Annotated in this window: 14 protein-coding genes and 1 riboswitch; of the genes, 8 read left to right on the top strand and 6 right to left on the bottom strand. The window is 44.2% G+C overall.

Annotated features, from left to right (window positions below; all coding sequences use genetic code 11):
- Positions 1-31: 31 nt before the first annotated feature.
- From FE810_RS06010 to elyC, 3 genes are all read right to left on the bottom strand, one after another.
- Positions 32-715: an ABC transporter ATP-binding protein gene (locus FE810_RS06010; RefSeq protein ID WP_138319130.1), complete on the bottom strand. Its 684-nt coding sequence runs from the start codon at positions 713-715 to the stop codon at positions 32-34.
- Between the two features lie 75 nt (positions 716-790).
- Entirely contained in the window at positions 791-2,044 is a 1,254-nt protein-coding gene (locus FE810_RS06005; protein WP_138319129.1) for an efflux RND transporter periplasmic adaptor subunit, read from the bottom strand.
- A gap of 328 nt (positions 2,045-2,372) precedes the next feature.
- A complete protein-coding gene (gene elyC, locus FE810_RS06000; RefSeq protein ID WP_171022275.1) occupies positions 2,373-3,128 on the bottom strand; it encodes an envelope biogenesis factor ElyC in 756 nt (251 codons plus the stop codon).
- Positions 3,129-3,351: 223 nt separating this feature from the next.
- Positions 3,352-3,522: riboswitch (Lysine riboswitch) on the top strand.
- A 145-nt stretch (positions 3,523-3,667) separates the two neighbouring features.
- Here elyC and lysC point away from each other — a divergent pair.
- Entirely contained in the window at positions 3,668-5,011 is a 1,344-nt protein-coding gene (gene lysC / locus FE810_RS05995) for a lysine-sensitive aspartokinase 3 (RefSeq protein WP_138319127.1), read from the top strand.
- 166 nt (positions 5,012-5,177) lie between these two features.
- On the opposite strand, the gene FE810_RS05990 is transcribed toward lysC, so the two are convergent.
- Positions 5,178-5,660 carry a glutathione peroxidase gene (locus FE810_RS05990; RefSeq protein WP_138319126.1) on the bottom strand — a complete coding sequence of 161 codons (483 nt, stop codon included), beginning with the start codon at positions 5,658-5,660 and terminating at the stop codon, positions 5,178-5,180.
- Positions 5,661-5,733: 73 nt separating this feature from the next.
- On the opposite strand from FE810_RS05990, the gene FE810_RS05985 reads away from it, so the two are divergent.
- The 3 genes from FE810_RS05985 to FE810_RS05975 all read left to right on the top strand — a co-directional run bounded on the left by FE810_RS05985 (position 5,734) and on the right by FE810_RS05975 (position 7,925).
- Positions 5,734-6,612, top strand: coding sequence for an NAD(P)-dependent oxidoreductase (locus FE810_RS05985; RefSeq protein WP_138319125.1), 879 nt, complete (start codon positions 5,734-5,736; stop codon positions 6,610-6,612).
- 57 nt (positions 6,613-6,669) lie between these two features.
- Positions 6,670-7,068, top strand: coding sequence for a hypothetical protein (locus tag FE810_RS05980; protein ID WP_138319124.1), 399 nt, complete (start codon positions 6,670-6,672; stop codon positions 7,066-7,068).
- A 206-nt stretch (positions 7,069-7,274) separates the two neighbouring features.
- Complete coding sequence (locus FE810_RS05975) at positions 7,275-7,925, top strand: DsbA family oxidoreductase (RefSeq protein WP_138319123.1); 651 nt, start codon at positions 7,275-7,277, stop codon at positions 7,923-7,925.
- Positions 7,926-7,940: 15 nt separating this feature from the next.
- Here the strand turns inward: FE810_RS05975 and sbcB are convergent, their stop codons facing one another.
- Positions 7,941-9,371 (bottom strand): exodeoxyribonuclease I, encoded by a 1,431-nt coding sequence (sbcB, locus tag FE810_RS05970; RefSeq protein WP_138319122.1) that lies wholly within the window; start codon positions 9,369-9,371, stop codon positions 7,941-7,943.
- 58 nt (positions 9,372-9,429) lie between these two features.
- Positions 9,430-10,131, bottom strand: coding sequence for a DUF2982 domain-containing protein (locus tag FE810_RS05965; RefSeq protein ID WP_138319121.1), 702 nt, complete (start codon positions 10,129-10,131; stop codon positions 9,430-9,432).
- A gap of 138 nt (positions 10,132-10,269) precedes the next feature.
- Here FE810_RS05965 and FE810_RS05960 point away from each other — a divergent pair, with 138 nt between their 5' ends.
- The 4 genes from FE810_RS05960 to recD all read left to right on the top strand — a co-directional run bounded on the left by FE810_RS05960 (position 10,270) and on the right by recD (position 20,288).
- Positions 10,270-10,599 carry a DUF4870 domain-containing protein gene (locus FE810_RS05960; protein ID WP_138319120.1) on the top strand — a complete coding sequence of 110 codons (330 nt, stop codon included), beginning with the start codon at positions 10,270-10,272 and terminating at the stop codon, positions 10,597-10,599.
- Between the two features lie 278 nt (positions 10,600-10,877).
- Positions 10,878-14,489, top strand: a complete 3,612-nt coding sequence (recC, locus tag FE810_RS05955) for an exodeoxyribonuclease V subunit gamma (protein WP_138319119.1) — start codon at positions 10,878-10,880, stop codon at positions 14,487-14,489.
- Positions 14,479-18,297 carry an exodeoxyribonuclease V subunit beta gene (recB, locus tag FE810_RS05950; protein WP_138319118.1) on the top strand — a complete coding sequence of 1,273 codons (3,819 nt, stop codon included), beginning with the start codon at positions 14,479-14,481 and terminating at the stop codon, positions 18,295-18,297. Before recC ends, recB begins: the two co-directional genes overlap by 11 nt.
- Positions 18,294-20,288: an exodeoxyribonuclease V subunit alpha gene (gene recD / locus FE810_RS05945; protein WP_138319117.1), complete on the top strand. Its 1,995-nt coding sequence runs from the start codon at positions 18,294-18,296 to the stop codon at positions 20,286-20,288. The genes recB and recD overlap by 4 nt, the downstream gene beginning before the upstream one ends.
- Positions 20,289-20,414 lie beyond the last annotated feature (126 nt).

Below are 20,414 nucleotides of genomic sequence, written 5' to 3'. Positions count from 1 at the left end.
TTCCTGTAATTCTATTGCTAACGTCCGTAACTTAAGATACTGCCCGCAAATCCTGAACAACGATTTCACCGTCAAACAGGTTAATGACGCGATCAGCGTATTCCGCATGCTCTGGCGAGTGAGTCACCATAATGATGGTGGTGCCTTCTTTATTGAGTTGCTGGAGCATTTCCATGACTTCTCGTCCATGTTCGCTGTCTAGGTTACCGGTTGGTTCATCGGCCAGGATCAGGCTTTGTTTACCGACCACTGCGCGTGCTACTGCAACGCGTTGTTGCTGTCCACCGGATAGTTGGCTTGGCATATGGTTGCTGCGATGAGAAATACCGACTTTATCCAGAACTTCGGCAACCCGTTGTTTGCGTTCTACTTTTGATATGTTGTGATAGAGCAGGGCAAGTTCGACATTCTCGGCAACGTTCAACTCGTCAATCAGATTAAAGCTTTGAAAAATGAAACCGATGTTCTTTTTACGAATATTTGCTAACTGACTCTCGCCATATGTTGCGACATCTTCTGAATCAAAAAAATAGTGACCTTCGCTTGGACTATCGAGCATGCCCAGAGTGTTTAGCAGGGTTGATTTACCACAGCCTGAAGGTCCCATAATGGCAACAAACTCACCCGGTTTTATCGCAAAGCTAATATTGTTTAATGCGGTGGTTTCGACTTCTTCGGTCGTGAATCGCTTACTTAGGTTTTCAATGGTGATCATGGTTGTTGTTCCTTTTAATAATTCTGTTGTTACGGCGATAAGGTTTAAAGCTTGTTAATTTTTAAGTGACATGATTTAGGATTTGAGATTCAACCTGTCCATATCGAGAAAACTTGCATAGGGTGAAGTAATAACTTTTTCATTGACTTCCAGACCTTCAATGACTTCAATAAATCGATTGTTTCTTCTGCCTAAACGAACATTTCTGCGAATTGCACTGCTGCCATCTTCGCTTACCACAAACACCCAATGGCCACCGCTGTCTTGATAGAAGGCACCATTTGGGATCAACGCAACCTCGGCAGGATCTCCGAGCGTTAATTTGGTTTGCAATGTTTGCCCACGGCGAATGCCAGAAGGTTGATTTTCGCTAAATACTAAATCGATTCGAAATTGGCCGTTGTTTACTTGCGGATAAATCTTAGAAACGCGCAATTTGTAGTTTTTCCGGTTGCGAGTAATGACCGCGGTCTGTCCAAGATCAATACGTTCAAGATAAAATTCGTCAATCGAGGCTTGTAATTTAAAGCTGTCCGGATCGTCAATTTGACCGATTCGTTCGCCCCGTTCAATGGATTGACCGACTTCGATATCGAACCCGGATAACTTGCCTGCAACCGGGGCGGCCATATTGAGGTTTTCCATATTCTTGCGAGCAAATTGCAGACTATCGTTCAAGCGCTTACCGGTTTCCTGTAAAAACGCCAGTTGTTGCTCTTGTAATCGGGTATCGGTGGTTTGGCTCTCTAATGTCACAACTTTTCGTTGCTGATAATATTCCAGCAGATCTTCATTTTCTTTCAGCACACTTTCGGAAATACTGCCTTTTTGGTAAACAATGCGCTCGCGCTCAACCTGCCGGGTGAGTCGTTTTAACTGGTAGTTAATTTCAATAAGATTGCGCTTATGGCTGAGTTTATTTTGCTCCAGAGAAAGTTCGATGCTGCGCATATTATTCAGTTGCTCCGTTACCGCGGCTTCATTGCGCATCACATCGAGTTGCAATTGGGTATTGGATAGTTTCACGATCGCCTGACCCGGCTCGACCAGCGCGCCATCTTCAATGAGTACCTGTTCAACGCGACCACCTTCAACGGCATCTAAATACACCGTTTTTAATGGTGTGACTTTGCTGCGAATCGGAATATAGTCTTCGAAGATACCGGTCTCAACCGATGAAATGGTAAGGTTTTGAGGGCTAACGGCTAAAGATTTACCGGATTGTTGGGCCGAATAAAGCCGACCAACAAAGGTGACGGCGGCAATGGCAATGATCACCATTGCGGCTTTTTGCCAAGAGTAAGACTTACGTTCTATTTTTCTGTCCATGATGCAATCTATTTCAATGATTATTGGTAATTAGTGAGTAAAATATTCACTAAGGCGAATTACTTAAAATAGATAGCACCTTATGTGCCAATATTTTTATTCGAGGTATTACAAGGGGTTGAGGAGAGATCCGTGAGTTTTCAATTATCAAACTCATGTAAATATTGTGATATACACTAATAATTGGTGGTTTTAACTAACGAAATTTTTTGGGGAAGTGTTGTCGATTTCATAGGCGTGGCGCTACACAGTAGCAAAGTGGGAGTAACATAAAAATCAACGCTAGGAGCAACATGCTAGGTAAAGCAAAGAGCCAAACCTTACGATGCTAATTGCGAAGCCATTGCCAAAGGCGTCCCAGTGTTTCATGCCATGCCCGTTCTGTTTTTGAGATATTGGCCGCGTCTGGAACCAGATTAAACCAAACACTGGTGCCTTCCGGATCTTTGACTAAAAAGCCGGTTGGGGCCGGGATCGGCTGGACCCCTTGATCAATAAAATACTGCATCGCCCGGGGCATATGATTGGCATTGGTGACCAGTACAAAGCTAGTGCCTTTAACCAGAGGCGCAAGCATGGCCGCTTCGTCAGCGGTATCTCTAGGATCAGAAACCGTTACGATCTTATCTGCTGGCAGGCCAAGTTCAATTGCTGCCTGCTTCAATTTTTCGGCATTTGAAACCGTATCGTATGGGTTGTAGCCGGTGGTAAATAATGTTGCTTGTGGTTGGTCGCGCAGTATTCTCATCCCCTCCGTTAAACGTTGTAATGCGCAATGTTTTAATTCCTGGGAGGGTTTTAATCGCTCGTCAGCGGTATGACCGCAACCGAGGACAATGATACTGTCGATTTTTCCATATTGGTTATTAAAAACCGGATACTCTTGTTCGTACAAGACCAACAGTTTGTCCGCTATTGGCATAAATGAAATAACCGCCAGTAACAAAGTTGCGGCGATGGCAAATTTTTTGGCAAGTTTAGGGCGCTTATTGATTAACGCGATGCCGATAAATAATAAAATGAATACTATGGGCAACGGCATAATTACACCGGCAATAATTTTTTTTAGTATAAAGAAATCCATTTTATTCCTTTCCATTTCATTTGATTAAACTATATGTAATTGCGCATGTTTTTGCCATTTTATCGACTAGGAATGGAAAAAATGTTGTGAATACTCAATCATTTTTAAATTTTTTGTTTAGACGTCTATCTGTCTATTGCAATCGGGATTTATATCGGTTTTAATAGGCTCGTTATTTACAAAACAACGCCAAACGGCCGATTTATATCATTTGTTCTTGTAAACAACCAGAAGAGGCGCATTCGCCAGGTAGATGATCTGAGGAACCATATCCTTTGACGATTATTGAGGGGGCGCAATGCCGAGGGCAACGACAGTGATGGAACTGTCTTGCTCGGGTGTTAAGGTTGAATCCTTGCAACTGTCACCATTGTGGTGGAGGGCTTCTGGCTGAAAGGTAAACTCATATTCTATTCGTTTTCTCTGCTCAGTCATGCTCTTCCTTGCTGTATTAGCTAATTAGGGAGATTTTCCATGAATAATAACATTGCTCTGGCTCCAGTATTTTTTACTTGTGAACCGAATTTTGGGGGGTTGCTATCATGTTAACCGTCGCAAAGTTTGGTGGCACAAGTGTAGCGGATTTTGACGCTATGGTACGCTGCGCCAATATCATTATTAATCGTAGTGACATTCGAGTTGTGGTGGTTTCCGCCAGTGCTGGCGTTACCAATCATCTCGTCACATTGTCACAGCAATTGCTCTCAGGCATTGAACAACAACAAATCATTCAACAAATTTCTGATATTCAGTATGCCATTATTAACCAGCTTCACGAAAAGCAAGAAGCCGGCAATGAAATTGAAGAAATTCTGGCGCACCTGACAGAATTGGTAGGTCAACAAAATACTCTGCAAACTGCAAAAACCGCCGATGCAATCTTATCTTGTGGTGAACAAATGAGTTCACGTTTGTTTGCACGCGTTCTTCGTCAACGAAATTGTGCGGGTGCGTATTTTGATGTGCGTGATGTGATGGCCACGAATAGTTTGCATGGTAAAGCGGTTGTCGATACCGATGCTCTGCAAATCAATAGCCAAACCTTATTGGGCCCACAATTACAAGATGTGGTGACGGTGACGCAAGGTTTTATTGGACGTGATGGTTTGGGTAATACGACAACACTAGGCCGAGGTGGTTCGGATTATAGCGCGGCGCTGCTGGCGGAAGCGATCAATGCCGATGATTTGCAAATTTGGACCGATGTTGTCGGTATTTTTACTACTGATCCGCGTATCGCTAAGCGAGCTCACGCAATCGGTGAAATCAGTTTTGGCGAAGCGGCGGAAATGGCGACATTTGGTGCTAAAATTCTCCACCCTGCAACCCTTATCCCAGCCATTCGCAGTTCTATTCCCGTGTTTGTTGGTTCCAGTCGTGAACCGGAAGCCGGTGGTACGCGGATAATGGAAACCGTTGCGTCGAAACCGACCTACCGTTCAATTGCATTGCGCCGTCAGCAGACTCTGGTTACGGTTAAAAGCCCGGCGATGTTACATGCAAGTGGCTTCCTGGCAAAGGTGTTTGCGATACTGGCGAGTCACGAACTAAGTGTTGATTTGATCACCACGTCTGAAATCAGTGTGGCGCTAACGTTTGATAACCCGCAGGGCTCTACCCAGGCGGTGATTACCGAAAAAGTGGTTGAAGAGCTGGAACAGTTGTGTGATGTCCAGGTGGAAAACAATCTGTCTCTGGTTGCGGTCATCGGCAATGAGTTGTTGCGCAGTCGTGGCGTTGGTTCGCGGGTGTTTGATACGATCCCTGATGCCAATGTGCGGATGATTTGTCATGGTGCCAGTGATAATAATTTGTGCTTCCTGGTTCCAGAAGGGGAAGGGGAGCAAATCGTACAAACTCTTCACGATACCTTGTTTGTGTAATTTGTAATGACAATCTAAATAGATGGAGTCAAGACAGAATACGTTTTGAGGGTGGAGTTTCAGCTTTGCTGAAATGAACTGTTTTTGCGTTCGACAACTATCTGATCCTTGAACGAAAAAGGGAAGCGAGTGAGCTTCCCTTTTTGTCTGATCACGAGGTATTCACCTACGCTAAAGCGTGTTTGATATCGTCTTCGATTTGTTCTGGCTTTACCATGCTGCCATAACGTTTTAGCACCTTGCCATCTTTGTTGACTAAGAACTTGGTAAAGTTCCATTTGATCCCTTTTGAACCCAACAGACCTTTCGCTTCATTTTTCAAATAGGTGAACAACGGGTCGGCATTGTCACCATTTACATCAACCTTCGAAAACAAATCAAAGCCGATATTAAAATTTAAATCACAAAAGCCTTTGATCTCTTCATCACTGCCGGATTCTTGTTTGCCAAATTGATTGCAGGGAAACGCTAGCACCTCAAAGCCCTGCTGCTGATACTTTTTATACAGTACTTGTAACCCCTGATACTGTGGAGTAAATCCACAAGCACTGGCGGTGTTAACAATCAAAAGCACCTTATTTTGATAATTTAACATTGGCACGGTTTCACCTTTGTTATTGGTGACCGAGTAATCGTAAATTGCTGACATAGCATTCCTTTAGACAGATATTTTCTTTACACTATCACCTTTTATCATCAAGTGAAAAGAAGTGGTAGATACCATGACGATACGTAACGTTGCATTTATTGGATTAGGGGTGATGGGTTATCCCATGGCCGGTCATTTATCAAAGGCCGGTTATTCGGTGAATGTGTATAACCGAAGCGCTGCAAAGGCTGACTCATGGACAAAAGAATATCAGGGAAGTGCCTGTCCAACACCTCGCCAGGCCAGTATTAATTGCGATATCGTATTTGTCTGTGTGGGTAATGATGATGACGTCCTTGCGGTGTGTAACGGGGAAGATGGGGTTTTGGCAGGATTAAAGCCAGGTGCCATTTTGGTCGATCACACCACCGCGTCTGCAGAGTTAGCTACTAAGCTGGCAGCATTGTGTGAAAAACAGGGAAATGGCTTTATTGATGCGCCGGTTTCAGGCGGTCAGGCTGGCGCCGAAAGTGGCGTGCTTACGGTGATGTGTGGTGGCAAACCCCAGACATATGCCAAGGTTTCGCCGGTTATGGCAGCGTATTCGCGTTTTAGTCAGCTGATGGGACCGGTTGGTGATGGTCAAAAAGCGAAAATGGCCAATCAAATCTGTATTGCAGGTATCGTTCAGGGGCTATCGGAAGCGCTCAATTTTGCTTCTCGTGCCGGTCTTGATACGGAAAAATTAGTGGAAACCATATCAAAAGGTGCGGCGGGCTCTTGGCAAATGGAAAATCGCTCCGCAACTATGGTTAACGGTGAGTTTGAATTTGGGTTTGCGGTCGACTGGATGCGCAAGGATCTTGCGATTGCTTTTCGTGAAGCAGAAAAACATCAGGCGCAATTACCAATGACCACGATGGTTGATGGCTTTTATGAAGAAATTCAGGAGCTTGGTGGTAACCGTTGGGACACCAGTAGCTTGATCGCGTTACTACAAAATAGAAAATGAAGAATCTAAAGCAGGATATTGTAAGAAACTAAAAACATAACAATAAAAGGAATAATTATGACAGAAATATATACAGCACCAGAATCAGATTTAGTTGTTGCTGAAGAGAATAATTCAGGGCAGGGCAAAGTTGAAAAATTACCTGAAGGTATTAAAGGCTGGAGTTGGGGCGCATTTTTATTGAATTGGATATGGGCTCTTGGTAATCGTACCTGGATTGGACTATTGGCATTTATCCCTTATGTGGGCTTGATAGTTGCCATCGTCCTCGGCTTTAAGGGCAGGCAGTGGGCATGGGAAAATAAACGTTGGGATAGTGTAGAGCATTTTCAGCGTGTTCAGAAAAGTTGGTCGATTTGGGGGCTTGTGCTTATTCTCGGTATCTTCGTCTTAGGAATTGTTGCTGCCATTGCAATTCCTGCCTATGCAGAATATCAACAAATGGCAAACGGCTGATGATTTTAACAATGGCCGTTTGCATATTAGTTGCCATTTAACGTCATAAATGTCGTTACACCCTAGTTAGAGCGTCCAGTGAAATCGGGCGCTTTTTATTGCCCGACTTTTGTAAAAGCAATACGCCAAAAAAAACTAGCTGATCATGCACCAATACGATAAATCGCATTTAAACTTAGTAAATCACATCTCTATTGCGTACTTCTATGAAGATTAAAATTGACTATTTCACCGATGTCTTGTGTGTTTGGGCGTATATTAATGAACGTCGAATTGCCGAGCTTAATCAAGACTATTTAAAACAAATAAATTTATCGCATCATTATGTCGAGATCTTCGCGTCGGTTGCAGATAAAATGGCAAGTCAATGGCAAGCTAAGGGAGGATACGGTGGCTTTCGAGAGCATGTTGTTCAGGCCGCAGAGCAATTTCAGCTCAGTGTTCACTCATCAATCTGGCAAACCTGTAAACCTACCTCATCAGCGCCGGCTCATCTGTATGGCAAGGCTTTCCAAATTGTTTTTGACGATAACGCCGAGCTTAAATGGTTGTCTGCGGTACGTCAGGCCTTTTTTATCGACGGCAGAGATATTAGTCAGGTGGCAGTGCTGGATGAAATGGTTAACGAACAAGGGGTTGAATCTGGTCAGATTAAGGTAGCGATTGACAGTGGTGCAGCAATAGCTGCGCTAATGTTGGATCGAAAAACCTGTGAAAGTTGGAAAATTAAAGGCAGCCCATCGTTAGTGATGAATCAGGGACGACAGATCCTGTTTGGGAATGTTGGCTATGGGATCATTCGCGCCAATATTGAGGAGTTACGGCAAAATAACTCCTCAAAAGCAAGTTGGTGTTAGTTAATACTATGGTGGTTAACTTGCTACGTATTGATACAAGGCTTTGAGGATCGCGAGCTTATGGGTGTCTTGCTCGTGCTCATGGGCAAGGTTTTCAATGGTTAACATGTATTCGTCGTAACTTAAGCCATTTTCACCATTTGCAAGCTTATTCTGGCAATACTGTTGCCATTGCTGTTGTTCGTCTGCCGTCAGAGTTTGCGGGTAATTCCGGGCTCTGAATCGAAAAAGCAGGGTGGTAAGTCTCGGATCTTGAAATTTAAACGGGTAAGTCGCGAGTTGCTCAACCGGCATTTCATGAATTAACTGCATCTGTGCTTTATCGCTGTCGTTAAAAAAGTTTCCGCTATACAGCGCAACTTCCGCATCTTCGCTACTATTTTCGTAACGTTGATCAAAAACAGATGATAATTTTTCACGAATTTCAGCGGTGTGCTGTTTCAGTAAACGCCAATTACTCAGACATTTTTCACGATCAATCCCTAATCGCTGCGCATCTTCTTGAGTTAACGTTTTGGCCGGCGCAACAATCGGACATTTGTTAATGTGGATCAGCTTAATGCCTACCGGTAACTCATCGTCTGCCAAGTCGGAGCGCTTGGTATACAACCGCTGTTTTAATTGTTCCGCATCCAATTCAATAATTGGCTTGGCATCAAAGCCTAAATCTACGGCAATCACCGCATTTTTATTGGTGGGGTGATATTCCACCGGTGCAAACCAACTGGTGCAACCGTGCTCCGCCGATATTTTCGAAGAGGTATGCACGATAGGGGTCATCTCAAAGACTTCGAGGAGCTTTTGTACTTCGCGCTTATTACGAAGATTAAACACGAAATCATAAAGCTTAGGGTGTTTATCTTTGATTAACTTAGCCATCGCAATCGTGGCATATACATCACTCATGGCATCATGCGCCGCTTCGTGACTGATACCATTAGCTTGCGTTAACAGCTCAAGTCGAAAACTGACATTACCAAGTTCATTGCGAGGCCAGTTGATACCATCGGGGCGCAGGGCATAACATAGTCGCACCATATCAATAATGTCCCAACGGCTGTTTCCGTTTTGCCATTCCCGGGCGTAGGCATCGTAAAAATTTCGATAAAATAAATAACGGGACACTTCATCATCAAAGCGGATTGAATTGTATCCGGCAACGGTCGTATTTGGGACCGTGAATATTGCTTGAATGCGACGCGCAAATTCAGCCTCATTGACGCCTTCTCGTTGCGCTTTTTGCGGGGTGATACCGGTCACCAAAGCGGCACCTGGATGCGGCAGGTAATCCTGAGGCGGCTGACAGTAAAAGACTTCCGGTTCACCAATGATATTTAAATTAAGATCGGTGCGTATGGCGGCGAACTGTGATGGGCGATCGTATTTCGGAGAAACGCCCCAGGTTTCATAATCGTGCCAGAGAATGGTCGGTTGATTGGCTTGCATTCAATTCGTATCGGTTATTTTTTATGGGCTGATGATAACACCCACACAACCGGTTTGCCTATACCGAGGTCGTGGGTTGGTCATTTAATTTTTGTTGGGTCTCAATTGTCTGTTTGAGTAACTGGATAAATTCATCTGGGTCGCGATCCAGAGTGTCATCGGCGAGGAACAAATGATAGCCATAGGCTTTATGTAACGCCTGACTACGGTGCAAAAACGCCCCAAGGGGGCCCCGATAAAGCTTGCCATTGAGCGGATAAGGATCAAAGTTGATGATTGATTCTTGCATATCCAGTTGTCCATGGCGCAAGGCAACCATAAGTAAAGGTTTTTGTTCGTGTAATAACCGATTCGCAAGTCGCGGCGATATCCCATCAGCAAGCGCTTGAATGTCTTTTAGTTTGACGCCGGTATAGCTTAGGCGTTGTTCCATCGTAACCTGATCGGGTTTTACCAGACCGACTCGTTGAATGTTATCCCAGTAAATTTTCCAGCTACCGCAACGATGAAAATGTATAAGCCCATCTTCATCCAATTGATAACTGTAATCAGGCTCTTTTAACTTTAAAACGCCAAGGAAAAACACCACGAAACAGGCCATAAAAAGAAAGATAAGTTGAATTTTAAAGCTATCCCACCAAAAGCTGGCAACGACCAACAATAATAAAAATAGCAGAATGCCCAATACGGTTAGAAATAGGCCGTTGCGCTTACTCATTGCTCGAATCAATAGATTTTTCGGTTTTTGTGCATTTGCCATAAAAATTTGTTTTAAATCTAGGTCTAATTATCTTGAAAATTCGCTGTAATTTTCCATAGTTAATAGTGTACCAGAGCTTGTCGACCGTCTCTGGTCGAAATTGGCTCCATAACTGTTTATTACTCTGTAGGAAGTGATGTGTCAAATCAGGTGATTCAACAAAAACCGGTGAGTAAACATGGTAAAAACGTGGCTATCATTGCCTATTTTACCTTAGTTGGCTGGATTATTGCGTTAATTATGTTTGGACAAAAACCCACTCGTCTTGGCGCGTTTCATCTGCGCCAATCTCTAGGGCTCTTTTTAACTGGCGTCGTCTTGGTGTTTATACCGTTAGTTGGCTGGGTACTTGTTTTTCCACTTTTGGTTTTATGGGCGGTAGGCTTAGTGCAAGCGTGTGAAGGGGAAGCAAAACCATTGCCAGTTGTGGGGAATTTTTATCAGCAAACCTTGCAGTATGTGATCTAGCAATTTGGTATTGGATAACGATTGCTTTAACGATTGTTTTACTGATTGGTTTTATTGTGGATAAAGTGACTGCAGTTACTTGTGTTCTAGGTGTGTTCTAGGTGTGTTACTGCTTTTATCAAAACAACGAGTGCCTAAGCGGGACATTTTACCGGCAAATAACTCGCAATCGAGCTAAGTATCTGTAACCCATTTCTCACCCGACTCTATTTCTTTACTGCCTGCTTTGTGATTAAATCAAAGACTAGATTTTCTGGTACATTTCTGATGGATTAGCCTTGTTATACCTCTATCCCGCCAATCGAATGGAAGACTTGTTGCTGTTGTTTGCTAAAGTTCAGCAGATATCGCCATTACCTGTAATGACTGAAGAGTTGGTTCTGGTTCAGAATCAGGGCATGCAGCATTGGCTGAACATGCAACAAGCCCATGCCCATCGTATTAGTATGAATACGCGATTTTCCCTACCGGCGCAGTTTTTTTGGCAAACATTAAGAACGTTATGCTCTGAACAGTTACCAGAGCAGTCACCGTATTCCAGAGATGTGCTTACCTGGCGAATTGAATCGATTTTGCAGGATGAAGCCATCATTGACGACAGTCGTTGCGATTCGCTTACTCACTATTGGCAAGCGGCAACGGGTCAACAACAGGATTTGCGGCGTTATCAATTGGCGAGAAAAATCGCCGATATTTATGAGCAATATTTAATCTATCGCCCACAATGGATCCACGCATGGAGTCAGGGGCAATCGATTCAGCTGGATAGTTCTTCGGCAGAAGGCATTGCCCAATGGCAGGCAGTGATATGGCAAAGACTGCATCAACAAAGTCCTTATGATCCACAGCACTTGATTAAACAGGCGATTAACAGTCTGGATAGTAAGGCAAGCATTTTGCCGCAAAGAATATCCTTATTTGGCCTCAATGCCATCGCGCCGATCTGGATGGAGTTTTTGGCGGCGATCGGCAAACATATCGACGTACATTTTTATCAACTTAACCCTTGTATCGAATACTGGGGAGATATTAAATCGGAAAAGTCTCAGGCTCGTCAGGAATTTCAGCAATTGCTGTCCGGTTGGCCAGATGTTGAAGAGTTAAGCACGCAGGTAAATCCACTGTTGGCAAATCTCGGTCAGCAGGGCAAAGATTTGTTAAGCCAGTTACAACAATTTGACCATATCGAAATCCCTGTCTATGAGCGTCTAGGTGAGTCTGAACGCAAAGGATCTTCGGTGTTGAGCCAACTACAGGACGACATTCTTACCCTGCAAGACAGACGCATTGATGAAGGAACGAATCACCAACCGCAATTTGACGACAGTATTGTGATTTGTAGTGCGCACAGTGCGCTAAGGGAGGTTCAGGGTCTGCACGATTATCTGTTGCACCAGTTTAATCAGGATCCGCAATTAACTCCCAAAGATGTGTTGGTAATGTGCCCTCAAGTAGAGGACTACGCCCCGTATATCGATGCGGTTTTTGTGCGCGGCTGGGAAGATATCGGTGAGAATATCCCGCCTTTGCCTTGTTCAATCGCGGATCGGGTCAGTAAAGACAGTGAACCGCTGGTAAATGGATTTAATGAATTATTAAATTTGCCCGACAGCCGCTTTGAAGTGTCTAAGCTAATTTCCTATTTGCAACTTAAACCGGTACAAAAACGTTTCAAATTTAATGATGCAGATATAGAACTTATCAGTTTTTGGGTACAGCAGGCGTGTATTCACTGGGGATTAGATGCACATCATAAAGGTGTACACATAGGCTCAGACGAGGTCAGTGCGCAATTTACCTGGAAACTTGGTTTGCAACGTTTATTACGTGGATTTGCCTATAGCGATCAATTCTCAGTGTCTGAGCACGATCTCTACCTTCCTTGGGTCGAGGGAGATAACAGTGTACTGCTGGGTAAATTCATTTTATTTTTGGAGCAATTGCAAGCCTTGCAACGTGAGCTTGATCGTCCCAGAGCAGCGGAAGATTGGCATCAGTTACTGATGGATTGGCTGGCGCGTTTGTTTGAAGAAGATGAACAAGACCAAGATAATGGCCTGATAATTGTGCGTCAGGCGATAGATAGCTTGTATGAGCACTGTCAGCAAGCCAAGCATCAAGGCGAAATTAAATTATGGCCAGTTCGCGAATACCTCAATACGCATTTCTCTGAGCCAGATCCCGGGCGGCAATTTATGATCGGGCAGATCACATTTTGCTCAATGTTACCAATGCGCAGTATTCCCTTTAAACTGGTGGCGATATTGGGGTTAAATGATGGTCAATTTCCGCGCCAGCGCCAACCCATCGGTTTTGATCTGATGTCAATGACGCCGAGCAAGCTTGGCGATCGCTCCTTACACAAAGATGATCGTTACTTATTTCTTGAGGCTCTGATTTCGGCGCGTCAGCACTTATATCTGAGCTATCAAGGGCGTGATATTCGCAATAATGGTGAGCGTCAGCCATCAATAGTGCTAAGAGAACTAATGGATTATCTGGCAGCAGGGTTTGGCTGGCAACTGTCAGGTGATGAGCACATTCGACAGCTTCCAATGCAGGCGTTTTCGAATGAAAATTATGCGGTTGATAATTTGTGGCCGAGTTTTGATAAGAAATGGCTGAACTTATCAACGGATCCTGCGCAAATACAGAATGTCAGCCAAGTTGACACCATATATCCGCACCAAGGGGAATTGATAGAGCAGGCCAGTGCAGTTATTAATGATGCGGATTTAATTGAGTTACTTCGCCACCCAGCAAAATTGTATGGTAGCCGAGTATTAAACTTATCATTCGCTTATCAACAGGAACCTTTACAAGATACCGAACCTTTCACTGTCAATGCCCTGGAAAAATTCTCCTTTAAGCAACAAGTACTTGGCCTAATGCTACAACGCGCAGACGCGACGGATCCCATCATAAGTCAACAGTTAGACTTTGATATCAATCAATTACAACGTCGACATTTTCTTAGCGGGTCTTTTCCGGATCGCAGTGATACCTATGCACAGCTTACAGAATGGCGGGCAATGGTTGAATTTTTTGCATCCCATGTACAGGGTATTCAGCAAGCCATTGATGACAATGGTACGGCTGTGGAGTTACCGATTCGTATTACTCTGCCTGCTATCGCCAGTATTTTACCTTCTGCGACCTTGTCTACGGATCCAAGCGAGACAATCGCAACGGCGACAAGCCAAACGACAGGGCAGGCAAAGCAGCAACAACCGGGGCAAGTGATCGCTCAGAAAACCTTGATGCAACACTTTGTTGAACATCAACAGGGTTTCACTTTGATGTATGCAAAAAGCTCAAGTGCCAATGAGGGTGACCTGTGTCAGTTCTATATTGGTCACTTGCTGGCTTGTGCCTATGCCATCGAGAAACAAAAAACGGATGCCAATGCGACAATGCCTAAGGTTACAACGTTGGCAATGTACCTTAATGAAAACAAAAAAACGATAGAGCAGTACCAGCTAGAATTCTGGCCAGATGCCTTCGAGATATTAATGGATTTAGTCGGCGGTTTTTTAGCGGCTTTAAAACAACCTTTTCCGGTTTCTATGGCCATTGCTCGTAAAAACTATTGGTCGCGAAACAAATTTCATCCGGGCTATTTGTCACAGGCAAGTTTAGAAACCTTATGGCATGAAGAAACCTTTGGCCGAAGTTTAGCAACCGATCCTTATTTGCAATATTTTTTCCCACAATGCCCCGACTTAGACACACTTAATGCAACGCTGGGGCAGACCTATCAAGTATTTTTTGAACGCTTAAGCGTAAAAAGCAATAAGTTCAGCGAAGACGAACTATCGCTAACGCCGGGGACTGCTGGCGCTAATACTCGCAACAAGATGGACAAAAAGGACAGCAGTAATGGTAAATGATACGGTGCCAACAGACTTACAATCAAATTCAGTGAATCACCTTGAACGCCCGGATCAACATCCAATCGCTACGCCTGAATTTTTACCGTTGCACGCAAGCAGCATTCCCTTGCACGGTAGCCATCTGATTGAAGCAAGCGCTGGGACCGGTAAAACCTTTAATATCACCCGGATATACCTGCGTTTATTGCTTGAAAAACAGCTTAATGTTGAAAATATTCTGGTGATGACGTTTACCAAAGCGGCGACAGAAGAAATTCGTGGTCGTATCGATGGTTTTCTGAGGGAGGCCTACAGTCACTGGGACCAATGGACCGCAGACCCAGACAATCAATTGTTCTATCAATTGGGGCAAAACGTCGATGCCGGCAAAGCAAAACTTGCGCTTAAACTTGCGCTGTTGCAACTGGATGATGCAGCAATTTTTACCATTCACGGGTTTTGTAAAAGAGTACTGTCGCAGTATGCATTTGCCAGTGGGGTGAGCTTCAACGCGGCAATGGAAACCGATGATCAAGAATACTATCTGCATAGCATCGAAGATTTGTATCGACGTCTTGCTGCATCACCTTGTGAACAGCAACAATTTTTGACCATGACTGAATTCTGGCCATCTCCAGAGGCGTTTTATCAGACTTTTATCGGTGTATGTCGGCGCGATATAGAGCCTCAGGTACAAAGCGAACAACAAAAGCTGGAATCTGTGCAAGCCCTAATGAAAACCTGCCTGACATCGTTGGATAACAATGAACCTTTGATTTTTGAGCATTTAGTCAACAGCAAAACAGGTAAGGCAAAATCTCAACGGGAAGACGAATTCTCGGAACTAAGACAGCAGTTGCAACAATCAATTAGTCTTTGCACTACAGCAGAGACATTCGGTGGGATCTTGATTGATTTTGCGTTTTGTGGGGCCGCGAGACTCCCAAAAAGTAAGGATAAAACAGAGCAGAAGCTGGCATTACAACGTGCGTTTCAACCCTTGTATGAATTGAAAACCTTATTGACTGAATTACCCAAACAAATTCAACGCATCAAAGCGTACACCATGGTCGTTCCACATCTGAGCGAGATCCGCAGCAAAGTCAAACAAGCAAAGTCAGAGCAGCAAATTTTAAGCTTTGATGATTTAATAAGTACCCTTGAATCGGCACTAGTCAGCGGAACTCACCGGCAAGCGTTATTAGAGCAATTAAGGCAACAGTACCCAGCGGCGTTAGTAGATGAATTCCAAGATACCGATCCCGGACAGTTTAATATTCTGTCGAGTCTCTACTTTGATCCATCACAACCGGATACCAGCAAAACTGCGTTATATTTGATCGGCGATCCGAAACAGGCAATTTATGGCTTTCGTGGCGGCGATATCTTTACTTATCTGCAAGCTGCACAGCAAGTGTCATTTCGCTGGGTAATGGATACCAACTGGCGCTCTTCAGCGGCGATGATCCACGCCTATAATGTGTTTTTTTATGGTAATGAATTGACCGAGCCAGGCCGTGATATTTTTGGTTATACAATTCAGTACCAACCGGTTAAAGCCTCGGTAAACGCCGGTAAACAAAGCCTGAGACTCAATGATAATCCTTGCAAGGCAATACAAGCCGTGCATTTTGAACACTCAGACGACGATTTGAGCCGTGGACAGTTAAGCAAAGAATTTAGCGCAAAGATGTCGATATGGCTTGCCAATCAAGTGGGTAAGCTCCTAAGCGAAGGGGTGATAGAGGATTCGGATACCGGCCAGGAACGTAACGTCAAAGCCGGAGATATCGCAATTCTGGTTCGTGATGGCGGCCAGGCAGGCTACGTGTTACAGGCTTTAAAAGCGTCGGGGCTGAGCGCCGTGTATAAATCAGAGCGCGCCAATTTATTGCAGCATCCGATTAGTCGAGCGCTTGTGGATGCGCTGCAAACCATAATTACACCCGAAGATGAGCGTCGCTTGTATGGTACGTTAGCGGGTCCTTTTTTCGGATTTACGCCAACACAAATTAGTGAACTACAGCAGGACGAAAAACACTGGGAACAATTGGTCCAACAACTCCAGAATTTGCATCAGGTGTGGCAAAAGCGTGGTTTTATGCCAATGGCAATGAAACTATTGCACGATTTTTTTCCGGCTCAATATCAATCACAACATTTTGGCAACCGCGAACGGGTGTTGACCAATAGCATCCATTTGTTTGAGGTATTGCAAGGACTATCGCAGCAACATCGACAGCCACTGCAGTTAATCAGCCAATTTGAATATTTATGTCAAAATCCACAAATGGTAGAAACCGAATTGCGATTGGAAAGTGACGCAGATTTAATTCAGGTGGTCACCCAACATGGTTCAAAAGGTTTGGAATATCCTATCGTATTCGTGCCGTTTGCCTGTATCCATAAAGATCCACTTAAAATAGGCAATCGCAGTCGTGACGTGTTCATTGCTCATAACGAACAAGGGCAGATCAATGTAGCCTTAGGTGAAAATGCATCGTTAGCCTTAGCAATGGCCAATGAACAATATGCCGAAGATAAACGATTATTGTATGTCGCGTTGACCCGGGCGAAATTACAATGCTATGTGTTTAGTGCCGATTTCAAACATTCGCAGCAATCGCCACTAGGGCATGTGTTAGAGTTGGCACAGCATTCGGATTACCCCAAAGCCTGGCAACACTTCAAGACGTTAGCAGGCGATGTCGTCAATTATCAAACGGTAGGGGCCGATTTGCTTGAAATAGAACTTTTTCAGAGCAAAGCGATTGATGCTGAATTTGAGGTAGCAAGATTTAACGGTCGAATTGAACGAGACTGGTGGCTAACCTCATTTTCCGGTTTAACCCGAGGACACCGACACTATGGGATATCGGATCCTGACCGGTTAGATGCGAATCTTGCGTTGCAAGGCCAGGAGCAACAAAGTGTTGCTCATCAAATTGCTAAAGGCGCAAATACCGGTAACCTGCTGCACGATATTCTCGAAACGATAGAGTTTTCGGCACCTGACTGGCGCTGGGTTGAGACTCGCTTGCAGCACAGTAAAATCAGCGAGAGTGAACAACAAATCCAACAAATTTGTGATTGGCTGGATCAATGCTTACAACAACCATTGATTTTGTCTAACGGAAGTAGATGTTCATTATCCGCTCTAACGTCACGACAAACGTTAAAGGAGCTGGAATTTTATTTTCCCGTAAATCATATTCAACCCCGAGTGCTTAATGATTATCTGGCAAGATTTCGCAAGGCGCTAAATCCTGAAAACCCAGTGCAATTGCAAATACCCACTAAGGGCGATATTCAAGGAATGATGCATGGATTTATTGATTTAGTCTTTGAGCATGATGGAAAATACTACGTGTGTGATTACAAATCGTCATACCTGGGGAGTTCGTTAACGGACTATCAAGCCAATAAGTTACAACAACACATGTTTGAAAACTTCTACGATCTACAAGCATTAATTTACTCTCTGGCGCTGCATCGTTACTTGAAAACGCGTGTAAACGATTATTGTTTTGAACGTCATTTTGGTGGCGCGGTATATCTGTATCTGCGCGGGATGGGCCAGGCAAAATTGAATCCGCAACAGGGACCGAACCTTGCACCCGGCTCTGATACTGTCACCGCTAACACCGAATCTAGCACCGAATCTAACACCGAATCTAGCACCGAATCTAGCGCAAACTGTCACTCTAACAAAGCCAGCGCGCAATATGGGGTGTATTATCACGGCTTGTCTCGATCCTGGCTTGAAGCGCTGGACCGGTTAATTGACGGCGAACAAGATTTTGACTTCGAGGGGCAATCATCATGAATCAAGACGCTTTCTCCGGATTGACACGGGCACAGTCGGAAGATAAACGCGATGAATTATCTCAGGCAACTCAAGCAAATCCATTGGACCAGGAAATTGCGGTAATCTTAAATCAGCTCCCTGAACTACAAAGCGTGCAAAATCAACTCGCAGAAATCGAGGCGATTGATTACTTTATTGCCCGGGAAATGGTATGCGCATTGGTAAATGTGCCAGACGCCAAAATTTTAGCCTTTAGTGAGATACAAATTGCAACGTTATTTCATTTATTTATGGCGCTATCGCAGGCACAACGTCATGGCCATACGTGTTTACAATTATCGTTACTCAGTGCACAGCACTGGTTCGTCAGTTCCACTGACGGAGAGCAAGAACAACAGTATGATGGCTATGTGTTTCCAGATTTTAATACGTTATTACGATTAGTTAATGTATTACCGATATCTGCGGATAACGACGCTATGGTTGTGTTTGACAATGACAGTTTGTATTTGCGTCGATATTGGCTGTTTGAAAGAGAACTCGCGGATGCTATTACGCAACGAGTAGCGAATGCAAATGAGATTATAGAGAGTCAAATAAATGACCAAAAACAGCGATTAACTCAGCTGTTTCCAGAGTCATTGCAAAATGATATTGACTGGCAAAAGGTCGCAGTGGCGAATGCACTGAACAAGTCTTTTAGTATTATCGCCGGCGGTCCTGGTACCGGGAAAACCTATACCGTGACCAAATTGATCGCTGCGTTACTGATGCAAGCAGATAAAACCTTAGATATACAGCTCGTTGCTCCGACAGGAAAAGCCGCACAACGATTAAGTGAGTCGATTAGCGCCGCAGTTGAGAGCTTTCGTAAAAGCCAACTCATTGAAGAACAAATACTGAATCAGATACCAACCATCGGACTAACCTTGCATCGACTTTTGGGTGTTATCCCAAACAGCCCGAATTTTCGTCACGACAAACAAAATTTATTGCATTGTGACGTTGTGATTGTCGATGAGGTCTCGATGGTCGATTTACCGCTGATGACCCGACTGTTTCGAGCACTGCCTACAACATGTAAAGTTGTCTTGCTCGGTGATTGCCAACAGTTACCTTCGGTGGAGACTGGCAGCGTACTGGCGGATTTGGCACCCCATAAAACGACGCGTTTTTCGACGGGCAATGGACAGTATCTGGCGCAAGTTTGTGCGGAGTCTTTTGGTTCTGAAGTGATTAGCTTGAACGAATCAGCTTGTGACTATCTGACTTATTTAACCCAGTCTCGGCGCTTTACCGGCAGTGGCGGGATCGGTCTTTTGGCGAAGGCTATTATTGCTGGTGACAGTCTGCAGGCTTGGCAATTGTTAGCAAATAATACTGAGCAATTACGGTTAAGCAAAGAATCTTCATTAGCCAGTTACCTAGTGCAATTAACCAATCAGCATTATTTACCGGTATTTCAGTCGGATAATTTGCAGCAAGCCTATCAGGCGTTTCAGCAGTTTCGGATTTTGAGCCCTTGCAAAAGCGGCGAAGGGGGCGTGGAAAGCATTAATGAACAGGTTGAAAAAGAACTTCAAAGTAAGGGATTTATCCACTTCTCCCAGGCTCTTTATCGAGGCCGGCCAATCATGATCACTCAAAATCACTATAAGTTACAGTTGTTTAATGGTGATATTGGGATGTTGTGGCCTGATCAGGATGGTAACTTAAAAGCGTACTTTCCAAGTGGTGACGGGTTTAGACAGGTATCCATTCCGAGATTGCCTCCATTTGAAACTGTCTATGCAATGACGATCCACAAAACCCAGGGCTCCGAATTCGATCAGGTCGCTATGGTGATTCCGCAACAGGGGAGCGCAAAGCTTTTGACCCGTGAACTCTTATATACAGGTTTAACCAGAGCAAAGTCGCACTTTCAGCTGTTCTCTCGCAAAAAGGAGTTTACGGAAGGTGTTAACAAGCAGGTTCGACGTTGTTCCGGGCTTGAACAAAGGATGCTCTAGTTGCAATTGTATGGATTTTTTACAGTATTCGTTGTTGTTATGCTTTTATTTATCAATGTGAAACATTCGCTTGTGTTGCCATGGTCTGACGAAATTCAACAAGTTAGCTAGGCCATGGTCAATGTT

The sequence above is a fragment of the Thalassotalea litorea genome (assembly GCF_005843925.1).
Taxonomy (GTDB): Bacteria; Pseudomonadota; Gammaproteobacteria; order Enterobacterales; family Alteromonadaceae; genus Thalassotalea_A; species Thalassotalea_A litorea_A.
The sequence above is the reverse complement of the archived record's forward strand: the minus strand, read 5'-3'. Positions and strand labels throughout refer to the sequence as shown.